The 19,278-nt window shown below is 61.4% G+C and carries 18 protein-coding genes; 7 read left to right on the forward strand and 11 right to left on the reverse strand.

The genetic code is table 11. From position 1 onward, the window contains the following. Positions 1-85: 85 nt before the first annotated feature. Both NL528_RS17395 and NL528_RS17400 read right to left on the reverse strand, forming a co-directional pair. Positions 86-391, reverse strand: a complete 306-nt coding sequence (locus NL528_RS17395) for a DUF971 domain-containing protein (RefSeq protein WP_375144021.1) — start codon at positions 389-391, stop codon at positions 86-88. A gap of 53 nt (positions 392-444) precedes the next feature. After that, positions 445-666 carry a hypothetical protein gene (locus NL528_RS17400; protein ID WP_309183917.1) on the reverse strand — a complete coding sequence of 74 codons (222 nt, stop codon included), beginning with the start codon at positions 664-666 and terminating at the stop codon, positions 445-447. Positions 667-766: 100 nt separating this feature from the next. Between NL528_RS17400 and NL528_RS17405 the strand changes: the two genes are divergently transcribed. The 6 genes from NL528_RS17405 to NL528_RS17430 all read left to right on the forward strand — a co-directional run bounded on the left by NL528_RS17405 (position 767) and on the right by NL528_RS17430 (position 6,971). Further along, entirely contained in the window at positions 767-2,509 is a 1,743-nt protein-coding gene (locus NL528_RS17405; protein WP_309183919.1) for a fumarate reductase/succinate dehydrogenase flavoprotein subunit, read from the forward strand. Positions 2,510-2,543: 34 nt separating this feature from the next. Continuing rightward, a complete protein-coding gene (locus tag NL528_RS17410) occupies positions 2,544-2,777 on the forward strand; it encodes a ferredoxin family protein (protein ID WP_008141081.1) in 234 nt (77 codons plus the stop codon). Positions 2,778-2,779: 2 nt separating this feature from the next. Then, on the forward strand, positions 2,780-3,757 hold the full coding sequence (locus NL528_RS17415; protein ID WP_309183920.1) for a HEAT repeat domain-containing protein: 978 nt from the start codon (positions 2,780-2,782) through the stop codon (positions 3,755-3,757). Between the two features lie 44 nt (positions 3,758-3,801). Next, positions 3,802-4,137 (forward strand): ferredoxin FdxA, encoded by a 336-nt coding sequence (fdxA, locus tag NL528_RS17420; protein WP_309183921.1) that lies wholly within the window; start codon positions 3,802-3,804, stop codon positions 4,135-4,137. A gap of 443 nt (positions 4,138-4,580) precedes the next feature. Next, entirely contained in the window at positions 4,581-5,174 is a 594-nt protein-coding gene (locus NL528_RS17425) for a Rieske (2Fe-2S) protein (protein WP_309183922.1), read from the forward strand. Positions 5,175-5,240: 66 nt separating this feature from the next. Then, positions 5,241-6,971 (forward strand): methanol/ethanol family PQQ-dependent dehydrogenase, encoded by a 1,731-nt coding sequence (locus NL528_RS17430; RefSeq protein WP_309183923.1) that lies wholly within the window; start codon positions 5,241-5,243, stop codon positions 6,969-6,971. Between the two features lie 127 nt (positions 6,972-7,098). On the opposite strand, the gene NL528_RS17435 is transcribed toward NL528_RS17430, so the two are convergent. From NL528_RS17435 to xoxF5, 6 genes are all read right to left on the reverse strand, one after another. Further along, entirely contained in the window at positions 7,099-9,423 is a 2,325-nt protein-coding gene (locus NL528_RS17435; protein ID WP_309183924.1) for a molybdopterin cofactor-binding domain-containing protein, read from the reverse strand. Between the two features lie 2 nt (positions 9,424-9,425). Further along, positions 9,426-9,878, reverse strand: a complete 453-nt coding sequence (locus tag NL528_RS17440; protein ID WP_309183925.1) for a 2Fe-2S iron-sulfur cluster-binding protein — start codon at positions 9,876-9,878, stop codon at positions 9,426-9,428. Positions 9,879-10,488: 610 nt separating this feature from the next. Continuing rightward, the gene (gfa, locus tag NL528_RS17445; protein WP_309183927.1) at positions 10,489-11,058 is read right to left on the reverse strand and encodes an S-(hydroxymethyl)glutathione synthase; all 570 of its coding nucleotides are present in this window, start codon (positions 11,056-11,058) and stop codon (positions 10,489-10,491) included. Positions 11,059-11,089: 31 nt separating this feature from the next. After that, positions 11,090-12,199, reverse strand: a complete 1,110-nt coding sequence (locus NL528_RS17450; protein WP_309183928.1) for an S-(hydroxymethyl)glutathione dehydrogenase/class III alcohol dehydrogenase — start codon at positions 12,197-12,199, stop codon at positions 11,090-11,092. Between the two features lie 61 nt (positions 12,200-12,260). Further along, positions 12,261-12,776, reverse strand: coding sequence for a c-type cytochrome, methanol metabolism-related (locus tag NL528_RS17455; RefSeq protein ID WP_309183929.1), 516 nt, complete (start codon positions 12,774-12,776; stop codon positions 12,261-12,263). Between the two features lie 74 nt (positions 12,777-12,850). Continuing rightward, positions 12,851-14,656, reverse strand: coding sequence for a lanthanide-dependent methanol dehydrogenase XoxF5 (gene xoxF5 / locus NL528_RS17460; protein WP_309183931.1), 1,806 nt, complete (start codon positions 14,654-14,656; stop codon positions 12,851-12,853). Positions 14,657-15,066: 410 nt separating this feature from the next. Here xoxF5 and NL528_RS17465 point away from each other — a divergent pair, with 410 nt between their 5' ends. Beyond that, positions 15,067-16,035, forward strand: a complete 969-nt coding sequence (locus NL528_RS17465) for a helix-turn-helix domain-containing protein (RefSeq protein ID WP_309183932.1) — start codon at positions 15,067-15,069, stop codon at positions 16,033-16,035. A 76-nt stretch (positions 16,036-16,111) separates the two neighbouring features. Here the strand turns inward: NL528_RS17465 and NL528_RS17470 are convergent, their stop codons facing one another. From NL528_RS17470 to NL528_RS17480, 3 genes are read right to left on the reverse strand one after another with little or no spacing between them, the layout of a single operon-like run. Further along, a complete protein-coding gene (locus NL528_RS17470) occupies positions 16,112-17,044 on the reverse strand; it encodes a transporter substrate-binding domain-containing protein (RefSeq protein ID WP_309183934.1) in 933 nt (310 codons plus the stop codon). Next, on the reverse strand, positions 17,041-17,391 hold the full coding sequence (locus tag NL528_RS17475) for a cytochrome c (protein WP_309183935.1): 351 nt from the start codon (positions 17,389-17,391) through the stop codon (positions 17,041-17,043). The genes NL528_RS17470 and NL528_RS17475 overlap by 4 nt, the downstream gene beginning before the upstream one ends. 13 nt (positions 17,392-17,404) lie before the next feature. Then, positions 17,405-19,075, reverse strand: coding sequence for a methanol/ethanol family PQQ-dependent dehydrogenase (locus NL528_RS17480; RefSeq protein WP_309183936.1), 1,671 nt, complete (start codon positions 19,073-19,075; stop codon positions 17,405-17,407). Positions 19,076-19,278: the final 203 nt, after the last annotated feature.

The following is a 19,278-nucleotide window of genomic DNA, read 5'->3' on the forward strand; positions in this document are numbered from 1 at the left end:
CTCCAGATCATTTATGACTGATCTAAAAAGCAGCAATCTTCGTGCCAGATTGAGCGAGGGGGCGCGAACAAAAAGATCAATGAAATCAATGATCAGTCAGGCTCGCTAGATAACTCTTGGGGTAGATTCCACGATTGTGCCCATCCGAGAAGCAGATATTCAGGCCGTAGCCGAGATCGGCGACTTCCACGATCGCGATCCCCGGGAAGTGCTCCGGAAAGCGCTCGTCGAAGCGGGCGCGAGTGCAATGGGCGCATTTGCAGAACAGCCGGAGCTTCTCCGCGCTGAGGGTGGTGCAGGATCCGTCGGCTGCGATCATGGAGAGCGCGGCGAGATCGGCGCTCACCTCGCAGGTGAATGAGTCGGTCGCTGGCGGTTCCGTCATCGACATCTGAAAATCCCTCGCTGTTGACGTTATGTTGCGGCCGATGGCGTGGATAGCAACTAATTGCCGGTGAGCGCGCGAGACGCAGCACGAAAATGCTGCATCACGGATGTTTTAGATGATCGCGTCACTTTCACTTCCGCGTAAAATTGGAAACTAATCGACCGGAAATCAAAGTCCGGCGTTGCGCGACTTTGGTTTCCTAGGGAACGTTCAGCCAATGTTTTTGCCTGTTTGTTGATCATGAAGCTGGCTTCGATTTTAGCAAACGGGCCAAACATTGGCATTCTCCCTCCGGCGACAACTAATTGCTATCGCCGGAGGGACAACTGAACAAATCTGCTGACGACGGCGGCGACTGCGCCGAACCAGGAGCGAATGATGGCAATGGATGAAATCGTCGACGGGCTTTCGGAAGTTTCCTGCGATGTGCTCGTGATCGGCGGCGGCACCGCCGGGCCGATGGCCGCGCTGAAAGCAAAACTGAAAAATCCCAAGGCGAATGTCGTTCTGCTCGAGAAAGCCAACGTCAAGCGGTCCGGCGCCATCTCGATGGGTATGGACGGGCTGAACAACGCCGTCATTCCCGGCTACGCGACGCCGGAGCAATACACCAAGGAAATCACCATCGCCAACGACGGCATCGTCGACCAGAAGGCGGTCTATAAATACGCGCAGAATTGCTTTGACATCATCGAGGAACTCGACAGTTTCGGCATCCGCTTCCTGAAGAACGAAAACGGCGACTACGCGGTCAAGAAGGTGCATCACATCGGCACCTACGTGCTTCCGATGCCGAACGGCGAGACCGTGAAGAAGGCGCTCTACCGCCAGCTCCGTCGGGCGCGGATCCTGATTTCGAACCGCTACATGGCGACACGTCTGCTGACGGCGAGCGATGGACGCGTCGCCGGCGCCATCAGCGTCAACACCCGCACCGCGGAAATCCTGGTCATCAAGGCCAAGTCCGTGATTCTCTGCATGGGTGCGGCGGGACGTCTCGGCCTGCCGACATCGGGCTATATGTTCGGCACTTACGAGAACGCCGCCAATTCAGGTGACGGTTACGCGATGGCCTATCATGCAGGGGCTGCACTTGCGAACCTCGAATGCTTCCAGATCAATCCGCTGATCAAGGATTACAACGGGCCGGCCTGCGCCTATGTCGCGGGTCCCTTCGGCGCATTCACCGCGAATAACGAAGGATCGCGATTCATCGAATGCGACTACTGGTCGGGCCAGATGATGCTCGAATTCTACAACGAGCTGTTGTCCGGCAAGGGGCCGGTGTTCCTGCAGCTCAAGCACCTGCATCCGAACACGATCGAGGAGATCGAATCCACCTTGCACAAGGTCGAGCGGCCGACGCGCGGCCTGTTCCAGAAGGGGCGGGGCACCGACTATCGGACCGAATCGATCGAGATGCACATCTCCGAGATCGGGTTCTGTTCGGGGCATAGCGCCTCTGGCGTGTTCGTCGACGATTTTGCGCGCACCACGGTGCCCGGCCTTTATGCCGCCGGCGACATGGCCAGCGTGCCGCACAATTACATGCTCGGCGCCTTCACCAACGGCTCGGTCGCCGGCATCGACGCGATGGAGTTCGCCGACAACCACGACTTTGCCGAGTTCGATGCCGCCGACGTCGCCAGGGAACGCGACCGCGTGATGGCGCCGACCAAGCGGGAAGACGGCATTCCCCCGAACCAGATCGAATACAAGGCCCGTCGCCTGGTGAACGATTATCTGCAGCCGCCGAAGGTCACGCGCAAGTTCGAGCTGGGCCAGCGCCGCCTTGCGGAAGTTCGCGAGGACATGGAGCAGCGCATGATCGCGCGCAATTCGCACGAATTGCTGCGCGCGCTGGAAACCCAGTCGATCCTGGATTGCGCCGACATGGCCGCCCACGCCTCGCTGTACCGCGAGGAGAGCCGCTGGGGCCTCTATCACCTCCGGACCGATTTCCCGGAGAAGGACAACGAGAACTGGTTCTGCCACACGCTGCTCAGCAAGCAGGACGGCAAGATGACCAGCGAGAAGCGGGATGTGGAGCCCTATGTGGTTCCGATCGCCGACGACGAGAAGGATCTCTACGACAAGCAACGCATCCGTGCCAGCGCGTAACCGCCCTGCAACGAAGCAACAGGAGATTTAACACATGCCTCTCGCCAGCTATCAGACGTCGGTGCCGGTCGTCGTCGACGATGCCAAATGCATCGCGGACAAGGGCTGCACCGTCTGCGTCGACGTCTGTCCGCTCGACGTGCTGCGTATCAGCGACATGACCGGAAAGGCCTACATGGCCTACGACGAGTGCTGGTATTGCATGCCGTGCGAGGCCGATTGCCCGACCGGCGCCGTCACCGTCAACATTCCCTACCTCCTGAGGTAACCATGTCGGGCCCTTTCGAATCCTACGACGATCTCGAGGACGCCGATGAACGCCTTCAGGCGGCCGATCCGGCCGAACGTCGCGTCGCCATCATCGCGCTCGGCCATTCCGGGGATCCGGCCGCGGTCGGACATCTCGCCAATATGGTCTCCGACCCCGACGCCGGCGTGCGTCAGCAGGTGGCAATGGCGCTCGGGGAATTCGATGGGCCGGAGTCGGCGGCTGCCTTGGCGAGACTGCTGGTCGATCCGGAGCAGGCGGTGGCGTCCGCTGCGGCCGACAGCATGGCCGAGTTCAAGGATCCGGCCTGCGCCGACGCGATATTGCCGCTGGTCAAGCACGGCCACGCCTTCGTCCGCATGGGCGCGCTGCGGGCGCTGAAGGAATTGCGGCGCAAGGATACGCTTAAACCCGCGCTCGAAGCGCTCAGGGACAGCGATGCCGCGGTCCGCGTCCAGGCGATCGGCGTCATCGGCTTCCTGAAGCTGGAAGAGTCGATTCCCGCGCTGACGGCTTCCACCGGCGATTCCGATTCCCATGTCCGGCGGGCGGCGGTCAGCGCGCTGGCGTTTTCGCAGATGAAGCCCGCGGCCGAATCGATCACCCGCACGTTGGGCGATGACGACTGGATGGTCCGCGAGATGGCGGCGGAGACGCTTGGCCAGAATGCCAACGGCTCGGTGGCGGCGGATCAACTGATAGCAGCGCTGGCGGACGATTTCTGGCAGGTGCGGCTCAAGGCGATCCGAAGCCTCGGCAAGATGAAGATCGAGCGGGCGGTCCATCCGATCGGCAAATGCATCACCCACGAGCAGGCCAATCTGCGCAAGGAAGCGGCCGCGGCACTAGGCGAGATTGCCGACGCGGCGGCCGAACCGTATCTCGTGCTCGTGGCCAATGATCCCGATCCCGAAGTCAGGAAGAACGCGCGCTGGGGGCTGCAGCGGATCGCCGCCGGTAAGGCAAAATCGGGCGCGTAGTCGCCTCGCGGATTTCTTGAAGCCGCGATAGTCCGGAGCGTCAGATGACGTATGTCGTCACCGAAGCCTGCATCAAGTGCAAATACACCGACTGCGTCGAGGTATGTCCCGTCGATTGCTTCTACGAGGGGGACAACATGCTGGTGATACACCCCGACGAGTGCATCGATTGCGGCGTCTGTGAACCCGAATGTCCGGCGGATGCGATCAAGGCGGATACCGAGCCGGGCCTGGAAAAATGGCTGGCCTTGAACGCAAGATTTGCCGTGGTCTGGCCCAATATCTCCGACAAGAAAGAGGCGCTCTCCGACGCCGAGGAGTTTGAAGGCCTGGACGGCAAGTTCGAAAAGTTCTTCAGCGAGGCCGCCGGTTCACAGTGAAACCGTTGCGGCGTCAAAAGGCGAACCCGAAAGCAGAGCCCTACAGACCAACCGGTATTTTACCGGGCATCGGCGTCTTGGCGGTCGTTGACCAGGGACGATGTGGATGCAGGGCACAAAGCGCGTCGACGTTAACTTCCCGATGTTTAAAAGGTTCCACAAATCCTGACCGATACGCATTCGGGCCGCGCTGTAACGCGCCGCGCGTGCATTCGAGCTGATCTGCGAAATGGTGCATGACGTCATTTTCTGCAGTATGATTTGATTGGAGTGGAAATAGTATTCTTGCTAAGGTTGTATCATCGGAAAATTGCAGGTCGCGTGACAAAAATCGTCCGTCGCCTCTTTTTGGCCGAGTTCGACCGTTCAGCTTGAGTCATCTCTAAATCCGGTCACGCACTGCAGCATCGACGGCAGGCATCAGTGCAGAACGCGAGACGGCAATGTCATCGTCTTCTGATCAGACACGGCGCACGGTGATCCTGGCGGTGCTCGCCACGGCGGCGGGCGCGGCGGCGTCACCATCGGCCCGTGCCGACGAGGATCAGCCCGGCAGCGACGAGCGACCTCAAAAAGCCGACGTCCTGGTTTTCGCCGAAGGCGAACGTACGGGCGAAGTCATCAAGCCCGAGGATCTGAAGCTCGGCGGTCCGCCGGTGCGCGCCTGGCCAAAGGATCCAAAAACCTCCGTCGTCCGCAAGGGTTCCCGGTTGAACGAGGTGCTGGTCATCAGGCTCGATCCGGCCGAACTCGATGACGAAACGCGCGCGCGGTTTGCCGACGGCATCGTCGCGTATTCGGATACGTGCACCCACGCCGGATGTCCCATCACCGGCTGGGTGAAGGGCGCGACGGGCGACAAGAACGTTTTCAAATGCTTCTGTCACAATTCCGAATTTGATCCGCGACAAAGCGCGCAAGTCGTATTCGGACCGGCGCCGCGGCGGCTTGCCGCGCTTCCGCTGACGACAGCCGATGGTTACTTCACGGTAGCTGCAACATTTGTTGGAAAGGTAGGGGTACAGCAGCCGGGTTGACGGCAGCCCGGGTCGGATTCCGCGCAACACTGAAACAAGTGAAAAACAAGCAGGGAGGTAGCGTCCATGACCACGAAGCAATGGCTATTGTCTGGCACCGTCGCGTTCACATGCCTTGTCTCAACCACCGCCGGCGCCGGTCCGATCGAGAATTACAGCCCGGTGACATCGGCCCGGCTCGAAAATCCCGAACCCGGCAACTGGATGCTCTATCGCCGGACCTATGACGGGCAGGGCTACAGCCCGCTCGACCAGATCAACACCACCAACGTCAAGAGCATGACGCCGGTATGGACCTTCTCGACCGGAGTGGTCGAAGGCCACGAGGCGCCGCCGATCGTCAACAATGGCGTGATGTTCGTCGCGACCCCGATGGGGCAGGTGATCGCCATCAACGCCAGGACCGGCGACGAGTACTGGCGCTATAAACGCCAGCTCCCCGACGATCTCTTCCAGTTGCATCCGACCAGCCGCGGCGTCGGCTTGTGGCAGGACAAGCTGTACCTGGCCACGACCGACGATCATGTCGTGGCGCTCGATGCCAAGACCGGCAAGGTTCTCTGGGACACCAAGGTCCAGGACTACAAGAAGGGTCAGTACCTGACCCTGATGCCGCTGGTCGTCGACGGCAAGGTCATCGTCGGCGGTTCCGGCGGCGAATTCGGCGTGCGCGGCTATGTCGTCGCGTTCGACGCCAATGACGGCAAGGAACTGTGGCGGACCTTCACCATTCCCGGCGAAGGTGAGCCCGGCCATGACACCTGGAGCGGCGACGACTGGAAGACGGGTGGCGGATCGGCGTGGATGACGGGCAATTACGACACCGACACCAAGACCATCTACTGGGGCGTCGGAAACGCCGCGCCCTGGCCCGGCTCAACGCACCCGGGCGACAACCTCTACACAAGTTCGGTGCTCGGACTGGATCCCAACACCGGCAAGATCAAGGCCTACCACCAGTACCATCAAAACGATTCCTGGGACTGGGACGAGGTGGAGGCGCCGATCCTGATCGACCTGCAACGGGATGGCCGCTCCTTCAAGAGCCTCATTCATCCCGGGCGCGACGCGATCTTCTGGGTGCTGGAACGCCAGGCGGACAAGATCAACTATGTCGCTGGCTGGCCCTTCGTTCAAACCGATGTCTGGAAAGGCATCGAGGCCGAGACCGGCAAGCCGATCGTCGATCCCGCGCATAAGCCGGTCATGGGTACGCGGATCGAGTTCTGCCCGTCATTGTGGGGCGGCAAGGATTGGCCGTCGGCGGCCTATAGCCCGAAGACCCGCTTCGTCTACGTTCCCGCCAACGATAATTTCTGCGGCGGTTTTACCGGCGAGAAGGTGCCGCTGGTTCCCGGCCAGCTTTGGCTTGGGACCAAGCCGGAGGATATCGGCCTGAAGGTGAAGCCCGGCGCCGATCATTACGGTGAACTGCAGGCGTGGGATCCGGCGACCGGAAAGAAGGTCTGGCAACAGAACTACCCCAAATCGCAGCTGTTCGGTTCGGTGACGGCGACCGCCGGCGATCTCGTTCTGGTCGGTGGCACCAACGACCGGATGTTCCGCGCCTATCATGCCAAGACCGGCGAATTGCTATGGGAGCAGAAGACCAACTCCGGCATCATGGGCATGCCGGTCGCCTATGAGGTGGACGGCACGGAATACATCGCGGTCCAGTCGGGCTGGGGTGTCGACGCACAGCGTATCCAGGACGCGTTGGCGACCACCAATAATATCGGCGTCGAGAATAACGTGCCGCAAGGCGGCGTCGTCTGGGTGTTCGCGGTCAAGAAGTAGTCGGCGGATCGAACCTGCGGATCGAACCTGCCCTGGGGTAGGAGCCAAGGCGGAAAGAAAAGGGCGGCGGACAAGATGTTCGCCGCCCTTTTTTGATTGGCGCGCGCGCCAGGCGCGCGATGTCGTCTTACGCCTCCAGTTGCTTGCCGATCGGCAAGCTTCGGATGCGTTTTCCGGTGGCGGCAAAGATGGCGTTGATCAACGCCGGTGCGAACGGCGGCACGCCGGGTTCGCCGACGCCGCTCGGCGGGGTATCGGGGCCGGGCGGTACGATGTAGACGTTTGTCACCAGCGGCGACTCGTCCATCCGGATCACGGGGTAGGTATCGTAGTTGCCCTGCTGCACCTTGCCGTCCTTGAAGGTGATCTCGCCGTATTTGGCGAGACTGAGCCCCATGATGGCGGCGCCTTCGATCTGGGACTCGATGCGCTCCGGGTTGACATAGGTTCCGCAATCGATCGCGGTATCGACCCGCGGCACCGTGAGCTTGCCCTTGGCGTCAACGGCGACCTCGACAATGGTCGCGATATAACTGACGAAGCTCCGGTGCACGGCAATGCCGAGCCCGCTGCCTTTGGGCACCGACCGTCCCCAGCCGCCCTTGTCGGCGACGAGTTCGACCACTTTGCGCAGGCGTGCGGTGTCGACCGGATAGCTGTCGTAGGGCTCGCCATAGTTCCAGGGATCTTTCACCGAGGCGAGACTGACGATCCGCGGTGAGCCGATCAGTTCCAGCAGCATATCCTTCTGATCGCGGTTGGTGGCGTGCGCCAGCTCGCCGACCATGGATTGGACCGCAAACGCCCGCGGGATATTCGACACCGAGCGGAACCAGCCGATGCGGGTATGCGCGGCGGCTTCCGGATTTTCGCACTGGATGTTGGCGATCTCGAACGGCATGTCGATCAACCCCATGCCGAGTTCAAAGGCTGCCTGATGCACCGTGTTGGGTGCGAAGGTCGAGGCGATGGACGGCGCGACGCTGCGGTGGCGCCAGGCGATCACCTTGCCGTTCTTGTCGAGCCCGGCCTCGATACGTTCTACCGAGACCGTGTGCAGGAAGTCGTGACGAACGTCGTCCTCCCGCGTCCATTGCACCATGATCGGCGCGCCGAGCGCCTTTGAGAGCAGGGCTGCCTCGAGCGCGAAATCGCATTTCGATTTGCGCCCGAATCCGCCACCCAGCAGGGTGACGTTGACGGTCACCTTGTCTTCGGGGATTCCCAGCGTCTTGGCGGCGTCCTCGCGCGTGCCGCCGGCGCTTTGCACGGGCGCCCAGATTTCGGCCTTGCCATCCCTGACGTCGGCGACCGCAACCGGGGGCTCCATGCTCACATGCGCGAGGTGGGGCAGGTAATACTCGCCGACAATGACCTTGTCGGCGGTTTTCAGCGCGGCATCGACGTCGCCTTCCTTGCGCACGACCAAACCGGGTTTGCGCGCGGCTGCCTCGAGTTCGGCCCGATAGGCCACCGACTCGTACTTGCCGTTGGCCCCGTCGTCCCAGACGATCTTCAGCGCGTCGCGTCCCTTGATCGCCGCACCGGTGTTGCGCGCGATCACCGCGACGCCGCCGAGCGGCTGGAACTTGGACGGCCAGGGCCAGCCCTGCACCTCCATGACCTTTTCGACGCCGGAGACCTTCATCGCATCCTTTGCGTCAAAGGACACAAGCTTGCCGCCGGTGACCGGCGGTCGCGCGATCACGGCATACTTCATGCCGGGAAGGCGGGTGTCGCTGCCGTAATGGGCTTTTCCGGTCGTAATGTCGTGAAGGTCGACGATGCCGATCTGGCCTTTGCCGAGATAGCGGAAATCCTTCGGGTCTTTCAGCTTCAAACCTTCGAGGCTCGGCACCGCTTCCTTGGCGGCGTCGGCAGCCAGATCGCCGAATCCGAGATGGCGGCCACTGGCCGAATGGACCACCTCGTGATTGGTGGCCTTGACCTCGGTTACCGGCACGCCCCAGCGCTTGGCGGCGGCGGCTTCAAGCATGGTGCGCGCCGACGCGCCGATCTGGCGCATCGGCATCAGATAGTGCCGCGTGCTGCGCGAGCCGTCGGTATCCTGATTGCCGAACTTGACCTCGTCGCCGGGCGCCTGGGTGACCTTGACGCGCGACCAATCGGCTTCCATTTCCTCGGCCACGATCAACGGCAGGCTGGTCCGGACACCCGTTCCCATTTCGGCGCGGTGCGCCACGATGGTCACGATTCCATCCGGGGCGATGGCCACGAACACGCGCGGATCGACCACGGTGCCGTGTGGCATCTTGTCCGCGCCGGTCTTGTAGGCCGCAAAGGCCGGGCGTGACATCACGGGAGCCGCGAGCACGAAGCCGCCGGCAATGCCAAGGCCTTTCAGGATGCTGCGACGCGATACGTTCTCGACCTTGACCTTGATGAACTGTTCAAAGCCACGGAGTTTTTTTGGGTTCATAATGATGTTCATGGTCACACCCCCGTCGATGCGAGACGCACGGCGTTTTCGATCCGCTGGTAAGCGCCGCAGCGGCAGATGTTGCCGGACATCGCTTCAACTATCTGGTCGTGGGACGGTTTTGGATTTTGTATCAGCAGGGCAGCGGCCTGCATGATCTGGCCGGCCTGGCAATAACCGCATTGCGGGACGTTGACCTGACGCCAGGCTTTTTGAACCGCGTGATCGCCGGTGGGATGAAGGCCTTCGATGGTGGTCACTTCGCGGCCGACCACGTCGGAAACCGAAGTGATGCAGGCGCGCACGGCCTGCTTGTCGACGATGACGGTGCATGCGCCGCAGAGCGCCTCGCCGCAGCCAAATTTCGTGCCCGTCAAGCCGGCTTCGTCGCGGAGAAACCAGAGTAATGGAAGATCCGGGTCGCCGTCCCAGGTTCGTTCCTCGCCGTTAATCTTCATCTTGATCATGATCGTCCCTCGCTCTTCATAAGCTGCCGATATTTTTTCGACGTGAGCGAGAACATATTTCCTGACCGCTCAGCGCCGTTGCCATGAGTCTTCTTGCAATGAGTTTTCTCGCAGTGAGTCTGCTCGCATGATCCGGCGGAAAGCGAACTCCCTGAGAAGCCGCTGACGACACCGTAGGATCGGCTTGGGTTTTTGTGTCGGGCATCCTCCTGTCTTGATTTTTTGCTTTTTCAAGGGGGCGCGCGCCTGGCGCGATCGGCGTGCCCGGACACTAACAGAAAACCAGCGAAAATCGACTTCACAACGCGTTGTCTTGCATCTGTATTTGGCGAAAGCTGGGCTGTTGTCGCGGCGGCGCGGCTTTGGTCAGCGGGCCTTACACTGCGGTGCGAGATAAGTTCTTGCCATCGCGACTTGCGCCCAGGAAGCTTCCGTTTCGCACAATCGGGTTTTATTTTACGGGCCGCCAATGGCGCAGGGCAGATATTGGGCACACGCAACATCGTCGTCGAGAATCGCCCCTGGCGGATCTCGCGAAGGCGTCGCGTGAATTGGTCGCGGCTCCGCCGGTGGTGGCGCCCACCACCGGCAGTCGCGCGCGGTCGTCCGGTCAGGCCGCCATGGCTCGCGATTTCGCCACGTGGGTGGCGATCGCATCCATCAGCGCCGGAGACAGGCAATCATAGGGCTCGAGCCCGAGTTCCTTGAGACGCGATCGGATGCCCGGCATCTCCGACGGACTGACGCCCGACTCGATCACCGACGATACAAACGCCGCGAACCCCGGGGCGGCCGAGCCGCTTTCCTGGAACAGTTCGGGGTGGATGAAGTCGAGGCCATAGAACGGATGGCCCTTGTTCTCGATGCGGCCGTACATATGCGTGCCGCAGGCCTTGCAGGCGTGCCGCTGGATAGCCGCGGAGGTATCCACGATTTGCAGCTTGTCGCCGTTTTCGAGCACGGTCACGTTCTCGCGTGGCACGACGGCGACCACCGAGAAGGTCGCCCCTTCGGGCTTCCAGCATTTGGTACAGCCGCAGGCGTGGTTGTGGGCGACATCGCCCTTGATGCCGACCTTGACCGGCTTGTCCTGGCATTTGCAGACAAGGGTTCCGCCGGCAAAGCTGCCAGTACCCTTCATTACACCGCTGTCAACGGATGGGTGGATATGAACAGTCATAGGCCTCTCCTCCTTGTTTGGACGTTTGGGTTTAGAATACGACGACCGATCGGATCGACTTGCCCTCGTGCATCAAGTCGAATCCCGTGTTGATCTCCTCCAGCTTGAGCGTGTGGGTGATCATCGGATCGATCTGGATTTTGCCGTTCATGTACCAGTCGACGATCTTCGGCACGTCGGTGCGGCCACGGGCGCCGCCGAACGCGGTGCCCTTCCACACCCGGCCGGTCACGAGCTGGAACGGCCGGGTGGCGATCTCCTTGCCGGATTCCGCCACGCCGATCACCACCGAGACGCCCCAGCCGCGATGGCACGCCTCGAGCGCCTGGCGCATCACGGTGGTATTGCCGGTGCAGTCGAAGGTGTAGTCGGCGCCGCCATCGGTGAGCGTCACCAGGTGCTGGACGATGTCGCCCTCGACCTTTTTCGGATTGACGAAGTGCGTCATGCCGAACTGGCGGCCCCAATTATCCTTGGAATCGTTGATGTCGACGCCGATGATCTTGTCGGCACCCACCATCTTGGCGCCCTGAATGACGTTGAGTCCGATTCCGCCGAGCCCGAACACGACCACATTCGAACCGGGCGTGACCTTGGCGGTGTTGACCACGGCGCCGACGCCGGTCGTCACGCCGCAGCCGATGTAGCAGCTCTTGTCGAAGGGAGCGTCTTCGCGGATTTTCGCCACCGCGATTTCCGGCAGCACGGTGAAGTTCGAAAACGTCGAGCAGCCCATATAATGGAAGACGGTCTCGCCCTTGTATTTGAAGCGCGAGGTGCCGTCGGGCATCAGCCCCTTGCCCTGGGTGGCGCGGATCGCGGTGCAGAGGTTGGTCTTCTGGCTCAGGCAGCTTTTGCACTGGCGGCATTCGGGCGTGTAAAGCGGGATCACGTGATCGCCCGGCTTCACCGAAATCACGCCCGGACCGACCTCGCGAACGATACCGGCGCCTTCATGGCCGAGGATCGACGGAAAGATTCCTTCGCTGTCGAAGCCGTCGAGCGTGTAGGCGTCGGTGTGGCAGATTCCGGTCGCCTTGATTTCGACAAGGACTTCACCGGCCTTCGGCCCTTCGAGGTCAAGTTCGACGATTTCGAGCGGCTTCTTTGCCGCAAAAGCGACGGCGGCGCGTGTCTTCATCGTAGTATCTCCAAACCGTAAAACATGTCGTTATCCGCACTTCGATCCGTCCCTGGCACGTTCAGTGGCCCATGCACGAATTTTCCGCTTTGGCATAGGCCTCGGTCTTGTCTTCGTGCTTCGCCGGACGCACGCGTCCGACGGCATCATTGGCGCGGGCCCGCAGATAAACGTAGAGGTCATCCATGTAGCAGGCGACATTTGGATTATCGCCGAACGCGGGCATCACGTTCTCCTGCGACGAGGTGACGTTCTTGCGGCCGCTTGCGACCACGCCGAGGAAGTCGGCATAGCTCATGGTCTTGAGCGAGTCCTTCAACGCCGGCGCATAGGTCGATCCCATTCCGTCGGGGCCATGGCAGACGTGGCATTCCGAATGATAACGGCGGTAGCCGGAATAGGTGTACCAGTCCACGGTGCCGTCGGCGGCGACCTTGAAGGTCGGGTTGCCTTCCTTGTCCAGATATTTGCCGTCCTCGGATTTGACGGCGGCCAGATCGGCCGCGTCTTCAGCGAAGACAGTTTTTCCTGATGCCGCGAGGATGATCGCAGCAGCCACAAACCAGATGTTACGCAAGAGCTTGTCCTCGATGTCAGATGGAGAGGAACCGGCGCATGGGAAACCACCCATGCGCCGGAACGAGGTTCAGCTCACTGCGGCAGCGCGAACACCGTGAGGGCTCCGCCGAGCGCGGTGTAGTTGCTCAGCGCAGCGTAACCACCGACAGCACCGAGGCCCGCGGTCGGATCGGTCAGACCGGCCGCAAGGCCGATACCCGCCCAGCCGCCGACGCCGGACAACACGGCCACATACTGCCGTCCGCCCTGCTCATAGGTCGTGACGTTGCCGATGATCCCGGACGGGGTCTTGAACTTGTACAGTTCCTTGCCCGTCTTGGCATCGACCGCCTTCAGGTAGCCTTCCAGCGTGCCGTAGAACACCACGCCGCCGGCGGTCGCGAGTGCTCCCGACCAGACCGAGAACTGCTCCTTGTTCGACCATGCGATCTTGCCGGTCTTGCCATCCCAGGCAATGAAGTTGCCCATGTTGGTTTCGCCGGGAGGCGGATACATCGACAGCGTCGCCCCGACATAGGGCTGGCCGGCGGTGTAGCTCACCTTGAACGGCTCATAGTCCATGCAGACGTGGTTGGTCGGCACGTAGAACAGCTGCGTGTCCGGAGAGTAGGCTGCCGGCTGCTCGTCCTTGGAGCCGAGCGCGGCCGGGCAGATACCCTTGTTGTTGTGGTCCTCGCCCTGCTTGTCGGTCGAGTACGCATCGACAACCTTCGGACGGCCATAGGTCGGCGAGTTCTTGTCCATGTCGACGCCGGAGGTCCAGTTGACCTTCGGATCGTACTTGTCGGCAACCAGCAATTCGCCGGTGGCGCGGTCGAGCGTATAGCCGAGGCCGTTACGATCGAAATGCGTCAGCAGCTTGCGCGGGGCGCCGCCGACCGTCTGATCACTGAGGATCATTTCGTTGACGCCGTCATAATCCCATTCGTCGTGGGGCGTCATCTGATAGACCCACTTGGCCATGCCGGTGTCCGGATCACGCGCCCAGATCGTCATCGACCATTTGTTGTCGCCGGGACGCTGTTTGGGATTCCAGGTCGAGGGATTGCCCGATCCGTAGTAGACCAGGTTGAGCGCGGGATCGTAGGAGGTCCAGCCCCAGGTGGCGCCGCCGCCGATCTTCCACTGATCGCCTTGCCAGGTCTTCAGGCTGGAATCCTTGCCGACCGGCTTGCCGAGTGCGGTGGTCTTCTCGGGGTCGACCAGGATCTGGTCATCCGGTCCTTCCGAGAACGCCCGCCAGACCTGCTTGCCGGTCTTGATGTCATAGGCGGTCATATGCGCCTGGACGCCGAACTCACCGCCGGAAATCCCGACCAGCACCTTGTCCTTGACCACCATCGGCGCCGAGGTTCCGGTCTCGCCCTTGCTGGGATCGCCGTTCTTGGCGGTCCATACCACCTGGCCGGTCTTGGCATCCAGCGCAACCAGGGTGGTGTCGGCCTGATGCAGGAAGATCTTGCCGTCGCCATAGGCAACGCCACGGTTGACGGTGTCGCAGCACATCACCGGAATGACGTTCGGATCCTGCTTGGGTTCGTACTTCCAGACGATCTGGTTGTCCTTGGAAAGGTCAAGAGCATAGACCTTGTTGGGGAACGGGGTGTGGACGTACATCATGTTACCGATGATCAGCGGCCCACCTTCGTGGCCGCGCAGCACGCCGGTCGAGAAGGTCCAGGCGACCTGCAGCTTGCCGACATTGGCCGCGTTGATCTGGTTGAGCTTGGAGTAGCGCGTATTGGCGTAGTCACCCGTCGGCATGACCCAGCCCTTGGGGTCCTGCGACATCTTGTTGAGTTCTTCGTTGGCTGTAGCGCTTCCTGCGGCGAACGCCGCCATCGCGCCAAGACCGGTCGCAAATAGCACCTTGCGCATCGTCAAATCCTCCCAGTTATGAGCTGTGGGTTTCCGCGGAGCGGCCCAGTTCTTCTATTTTCTTGGTTCATATCCCTATCCCGTTCGAAAACGGGAAACTTGCCCAAGAGCGAAGCCGGTTTGCTCGTAAGCGAAACCAGACGAACTATTTAGCTTTCGGCTATGGATTTTGCTGGCGGCGCCTCCACCCCGCGCGATGCGGCAGCGTTCTGGAGCGTGCTCCAAACGCGCAGCCCGCGGTTAGGTTCCCCTTGACGGGGCCGAAACTAAGTCGGAGGATTATCAAATGGATACCGGGACGGAATCTGCTCAAACCCCAAGACCGCTTTAAATTGAGATAAATGACGCTTCACCGTGATCGCGCTCATGTGGCGCGCCTCACGTTCTGATCTCGAATCGGTGGCTGGCTAATGTCTGATACAGTCCGTTCACTCAGCACCTCCGGATTGGCGCCGAAGCAGCAGATCCAATGTTGGACAGATGCGCTGACCGATCTTTGCGGTCACTTTGACGTCGATCCGATGGAGGCGTCGTCGTTCGAAGGACGGGTCAACTATACGACTGTTTCGAAGTTGAAGCTCTGTCAGATCGAGGCGAGCCAGCACCGGATCGCGCATACCATTTCGCGGGCACGCTTAAGCGAACATCCCTACGTCAAGATCCTGTTCCAGACCCACGGAATTTCCTACTTCGAACAGAATGGCCGCCAGATCGTGGTGATGCCGGGCGATTGCCTCGCCTACGATGTATCCTGCCCGCATACCATCGTCAGTCCGGCCCACACGCGGCATGAAGTCGTCATCGTGCCGAAGGAGCTGCTGCTGGAGCGCGGCTTCCGTTTGTCGAAGATGTCGGCGTGCAAGCTTTCGGCGCGCACCGGCACCGGCCGCATTGCCCATGACTTCGTGCATGCCGTGTTCGACGAGGCGACCAAGCTGTCACCGAACAACGCCGCCGGCGTCGCCGATTCGCTGATCGATCTGCTGCTGTTGCCGCTGCGCGAGGCCGACACGATGTTCGATCGTGTCGGTCCCGAGGCGATGTATGTGCGGGCGCAGGGCTTCATCCGCGAACATCTGCGCGATCCGGATCTGACCATCGATCAGATATCCGCGGCCCTGGGCTGCACCAAGCGCTACCTGCACATGCTGTTCAGCGACCGCGGCATGACCGTCAGCGACTATATCTGGCAGACAAGGCTGCAGAACTGCCGCCACGAGCTGGAGACGCAGGCCGGAAAGACGATCACGGACGTCGCATTCTCCTGGGGCTTTTCGAGCTCATCCCATTTCAGCCGCGTCTTCCGCAAATATTTTGGATTTGTTCCCTCTGCCATCCACAAGGCGCAGCACGCCGGCCTGTCGCCGGAAGTTCCCTAGGGAACGGGATATCCGCTCCGCGTGCATGAGGTTTGCGGCAACCGCCGCGCCGTAGAATGCCGCGACTGATCCGCCCTCACTTCTGAAGTATCTTCAGCCAGACATCGCCGAGAATGATCGGCTCGCGGGGGGCGAGGTAGGTGAGGCCCGCCGTCCCGGCAAACTCAGCGATGGTTCCTGCGCCCTGCAAATCGGAAAGCGCCTTGTTGACCTCGGCAAGCAGAGTGGGGTCGCTGGCGAGGCCGACATAGCCGCGATTGACGCCGATTGGATAATAATATCCGGAGCCGACAAGTTTGGTCTCGGGATGCGCGGCGCGATAGGCGTCGAACCGGCGCAAGTCGAGCAGGCTCGCATCGAAATCACCGCGGTCGGCGGCGCCGAGCAGGTCGTCGCGGCCCGGGACCAGATGCGTGATGTCGTCGATCAGCCGTCCCTTGTCGAACGTCATCAGGATGGCGTCGCCAAGCGTTCCGCTTTCGATGGCGATGCGAAGTCCGGCAAGGTCGCCGACATCAGTGATTCTGCGGTCGCGCGCCTTGGGACCGAGGACGACCGTCAGCGGCGAATAGATATAGGGCTGGCTCGGCGCGAGCACGCCGATCGGAATCCGCCGCTTGCGATCGGGCGGGGTGATGCCCTCGAAATCGGGTAGCTTTGCGGTCTTGACGCCGGGCGCCACCAGCGAGTCCCTGGTGAAGGCATAGCTGCCGACCAGCGCGCAGCGGCCGTCCGAGAGCAGCGCATTGGCTTCGAGCGCAGGGCTCGAATCCTCGTCAAGCTTGCTTTCGAACCACTGAATTTTGAGCGGCCGGCCGAGCCGGTCGGCAATCGCCTGGGCCAGCGCGACATCGAACCCGCTGTCCGGTTGGCCGCGATGATGCGCCGAAAGCGGAGGCAGGTCTTCGTCGAGACAGACTTTCAACGGCTCATCGGCTGCGCGTGCGGCCGTCATGGCCGTCACGCTAAGCAGAAGCACCGCTGCAGATGCCGCAAGCCAGGCCCTCATGGATTCCTCCGGCTCGCTACAAAGGCCCAGATATCGGCGATCTGGTCTTCGCTCAGAATATCGCCCCAAGGCGGCATCTTACCATTCTTGCCCTGTTTGACCGTGGTGACGAAGCGCATCCTGTCGTCCGGAAATGTGCGCAAGTCCGGCGTGATCGTGCCGGAGTTGACCATATTGGGGCCATGGCAGTGCGAGCAATTCTGGGCATAGGTTCTCTTGCCCAGATCGATTTGTGCCTGATCGCCGCCTGCCTGTTGTGCGGCAACCGGCATCGTCATTTGCGCGACAGCAGTCGCCGCGACGGCGGCGAAATACGCCACCGTCCGCTTGGATACTCTCTTCGTCACGTGCGATCCGCGCTCAGTTCTTGACCGCGAAGACCCACAATGACCCGCCGGTCGGCACTTTGGCCAGCCGTTCGTCGCCGGAGAACAGCGAATAGACGCCGCCGTAGCCGCTGGAGACCGCGACATACTGCACACCGTCCTGCTGCCAAGTCACCGGCTGTCCTTCGATGCCGGAACCGGTCTGGAAGCTCCACAGCTTCTTACCGCTGTCGGCGTCGAAGGCTTCAAATTCGCCGGTCAGCTGACCGGAGAACACGACCCCGCCGGCCGTCGACATCACGCCGGAGAAACGCGGGATGGCGCTCGGCGCTTCCCATTTGGTCTTCCCGGTCATGGGATCGATGGCCTTGAGATGCCCGCGCGGTTCATCGCCTTGCGGCCATTCCCACAGATCGGTCAGATCCATGCCGAGATAGAATTCGCCTTGCTTGTAGGTTGCGGGTTCGGTCTTGTAGTGGCCGCCGAAGGCCAGCGTATTGGCGTAGGCGAGTCCGGTCTGCGGATTGAACGACATCGGTTCCCAATTCTTGCCGCCGAGGATCGACGGATACACCACGACCTTTTTGCCGTCGCGCGCATCCTTGGTGACGTCGGTCTCGATCGGACGGCCGGTCTTCATGTCGATACCGGACGCCCAATTGACCTTCACGTAGGGATTAGCCGCGAGCAGTTTTCCGTTGGTGCGGTCGAGCACGTAGAAGAAGCCGTTGCGATTGGCATCCATCAGCACCTTGGTCGGTTTGCCCTCGATGGTCATGTCGGCGAGCACCATCTCGGCGACCGCGTCGTAGTCGAACGGATTGTTCGGCGAGAACTGATAGTGCCATTTGGTCTTGCCGGTCCTCGGGTCGAGCGCGAGGACGGAGCAGGTGAAGAGGTTGTCACCGGGACGTACCGCCGAATTGAACGGTCCGGGATTGCCGATGCCCCAATAGACCGTGTTCAGCTCGGGATCGTAGGAGCCGGTGATCCAGGTCGACCCGCCGCCGAGTTTCCAGGTGTCACCCTTCCAGGTGTCGCCGCCGGGTTCATCCGGACTTGGAATCGTATGGGTACGCCACAGATGCTTGCCCGTCGCCGGATCCCACCCGTCGATGAAGCCGCGGGTGCCGAACTCCGCGCCGGAGATGCCGGTCAGGATGACGCCGTCGGCGACCAGCGGCGCCACCGTCATCGAATAGCCTTCCTTGATCTCGGCCGCCTTCTGACGCCAAAGTTCCTTGCCGGTCTTGGCATCGAGCGCGATGACGTTGGCGTCGAGCGTGGTGCGGAACAGTTTGCCATCGAAAATGGCGGCGCCGCGGTTGATGATGCCGCAACATGTGAGGCGCGGCGTCTCCGGGGGATACTCGACCTTGGTCTTCCAGATCTGCTTGCCGGTCTTGACATCGACCGCCATCGTGGCGGCGTGGGTGGTAACGTAGAGAACGCCCTGATAAACCAGCGGCTGCGACTCCTCGCTGCGGTCATCGGCGTAACTGTAGTTCCAGACTGGAACGAGATTCTTGGCGTTATCCTTGTTGATCTGCGTCAGCGGACTGTACCGCTGCAGATTATAGCCCATGCCGTAGTTGAGGACGTTGGCTGTATCGGTCGCACCCTTGACCAACTGATCATTGGTCTGAGCGTTCGCACCGAATGGCGCGAGAATGGCAAGGCTGGCGACAAGCGCGAGGCGTTTCATTCATTCCCTCCCAGATTTTTGCGCGCCTATGCTGACGCTGCGCGCCAACAATCTTCCCGAAAGGTGAAAGCGTCAATACGCAAGCGAAAGCGAAATGCGATTGCGACCCGATGTGGGATACCAGATTGCTGGTACAACCTGCGGTACTCGCAGGCTTTTGCTCCCGCGAGCACCGGATCAGGCCGACTCAGGCCACCCAACAA

This window comes from Bradyrhizobium sp. Ash2021 (genome assembly GCF_031202265.1).
Lineage (GTDB): Bacteria > Pseudomonadota > Alphaproteobacteria > Rhizobiales > Xanthobacteraceae > Bradyrhizobium.

Coding starts and splice junctions, on each gene's coding strand:
- NL528_RS17395 (WP_375144021.1), bottom strand. CDS start 391: ATGTCGATGACGGAACCGCCAGCGACCGACTCATTCACCTGCGAGGTG.
- NL528_RS17400 (WP_309183917.1), bottom strand. CDS start 666: ATGTTTGGCCCGTTTGCTAAAATCGAAGCCAGCTTCATGATCAACAAA.
- NL528_RS17405 (WP_309183919.1), top strand. CDS start 767: ATGGCAATGGATGAAATCGTCGACGGGCTTTCGGAAGTTTCCTGCGAT.
- NL528_RS17410 (WP_008141081.1), top strand. CDS start 2,544: ATGCCTCTCGCCAGCTATCAGACGTCGGTGCCGGTCGTCGTCGACGAT.
- NL528_RS17415 (WP_309183920.1), top strand. CDS start 2,780: ATGTCGGGCCCTTTCGAATCCTACGACGATCTCGAGGACGCCGATGAA.
- fdxA (WP_309183921.1), top strand. CDS start 3,802: ATGACGTATGTCGTCACCGAAGCCTGCATCAAGTGCAAATACACCGAC.
- NL528_RS17425 (WP_309183922.1), top strand. CDS start 4,581: ATGTCATCGTCTTCTGATCAGACACGGCGCACGGTGATCCTGGCGGTG.
- NL528_RS17430 (WP_309183923.1), top strand. CDS start 5,241: ATGACCACGAAGCAATGGCTATTGTCTGGCACCGTCGCGTTCACATGC.
- NL528_RS17435 (WP_309183924.1), bottom strand. CDS start 9,423: ATGAACATCATTATGAACCCAAAAAAACTCCGTGGCTTTGAACAGTTC.
- NL528_RS17440 (WP_309183925.1), bottom strand. CDS start 9,878: ATGATCAAGATGAAGATTAACGGCGAGGAACGAACCTGGGACGGCGAC.
- gfa (WP_309183927.1), bottom strand. CDS start 11,058: ATGACTGTTCATATCCACCCATCCGTTGACAGCGGTGTAATGAAGGGT.
- NL528_RS17450 (WP_309183928.1), bottom strand. CDS start 12,199: ATGAAGACACGCGCCGCCGTCGCTTTTGCGGCAAAGAAGCCGCTCGAA.
- xoxF5 (WP_309183931.1), bottom strand. CDS start 14,656: ATGCGCAAGGTGCTATTTGCGACCGGTCTTGGCGCGATGGCGGCGTTC.
- NL528_RS17465 (WP_309183932.1), top strand. CDS start 15,067: ATGTCTGATACAGTCCGTTCACTCAGCACCTCCGGATTGGCGCCGAAG.
- NL528_RS17470 (WP_309183934.1), bottom strand. CDS start 17,044: ATGAGGGCCTGGCTTGCGGCATCTGCAGCGGTGCTTCTGCTTAGCGTG.
- NL528_RS17480 (WP_309183936.1), bottom strand. CDS start 19,075: ATGAAACGCCTCGCGCTTGTCGCCAGCCTTGCCATTCTCGCGCCATTC.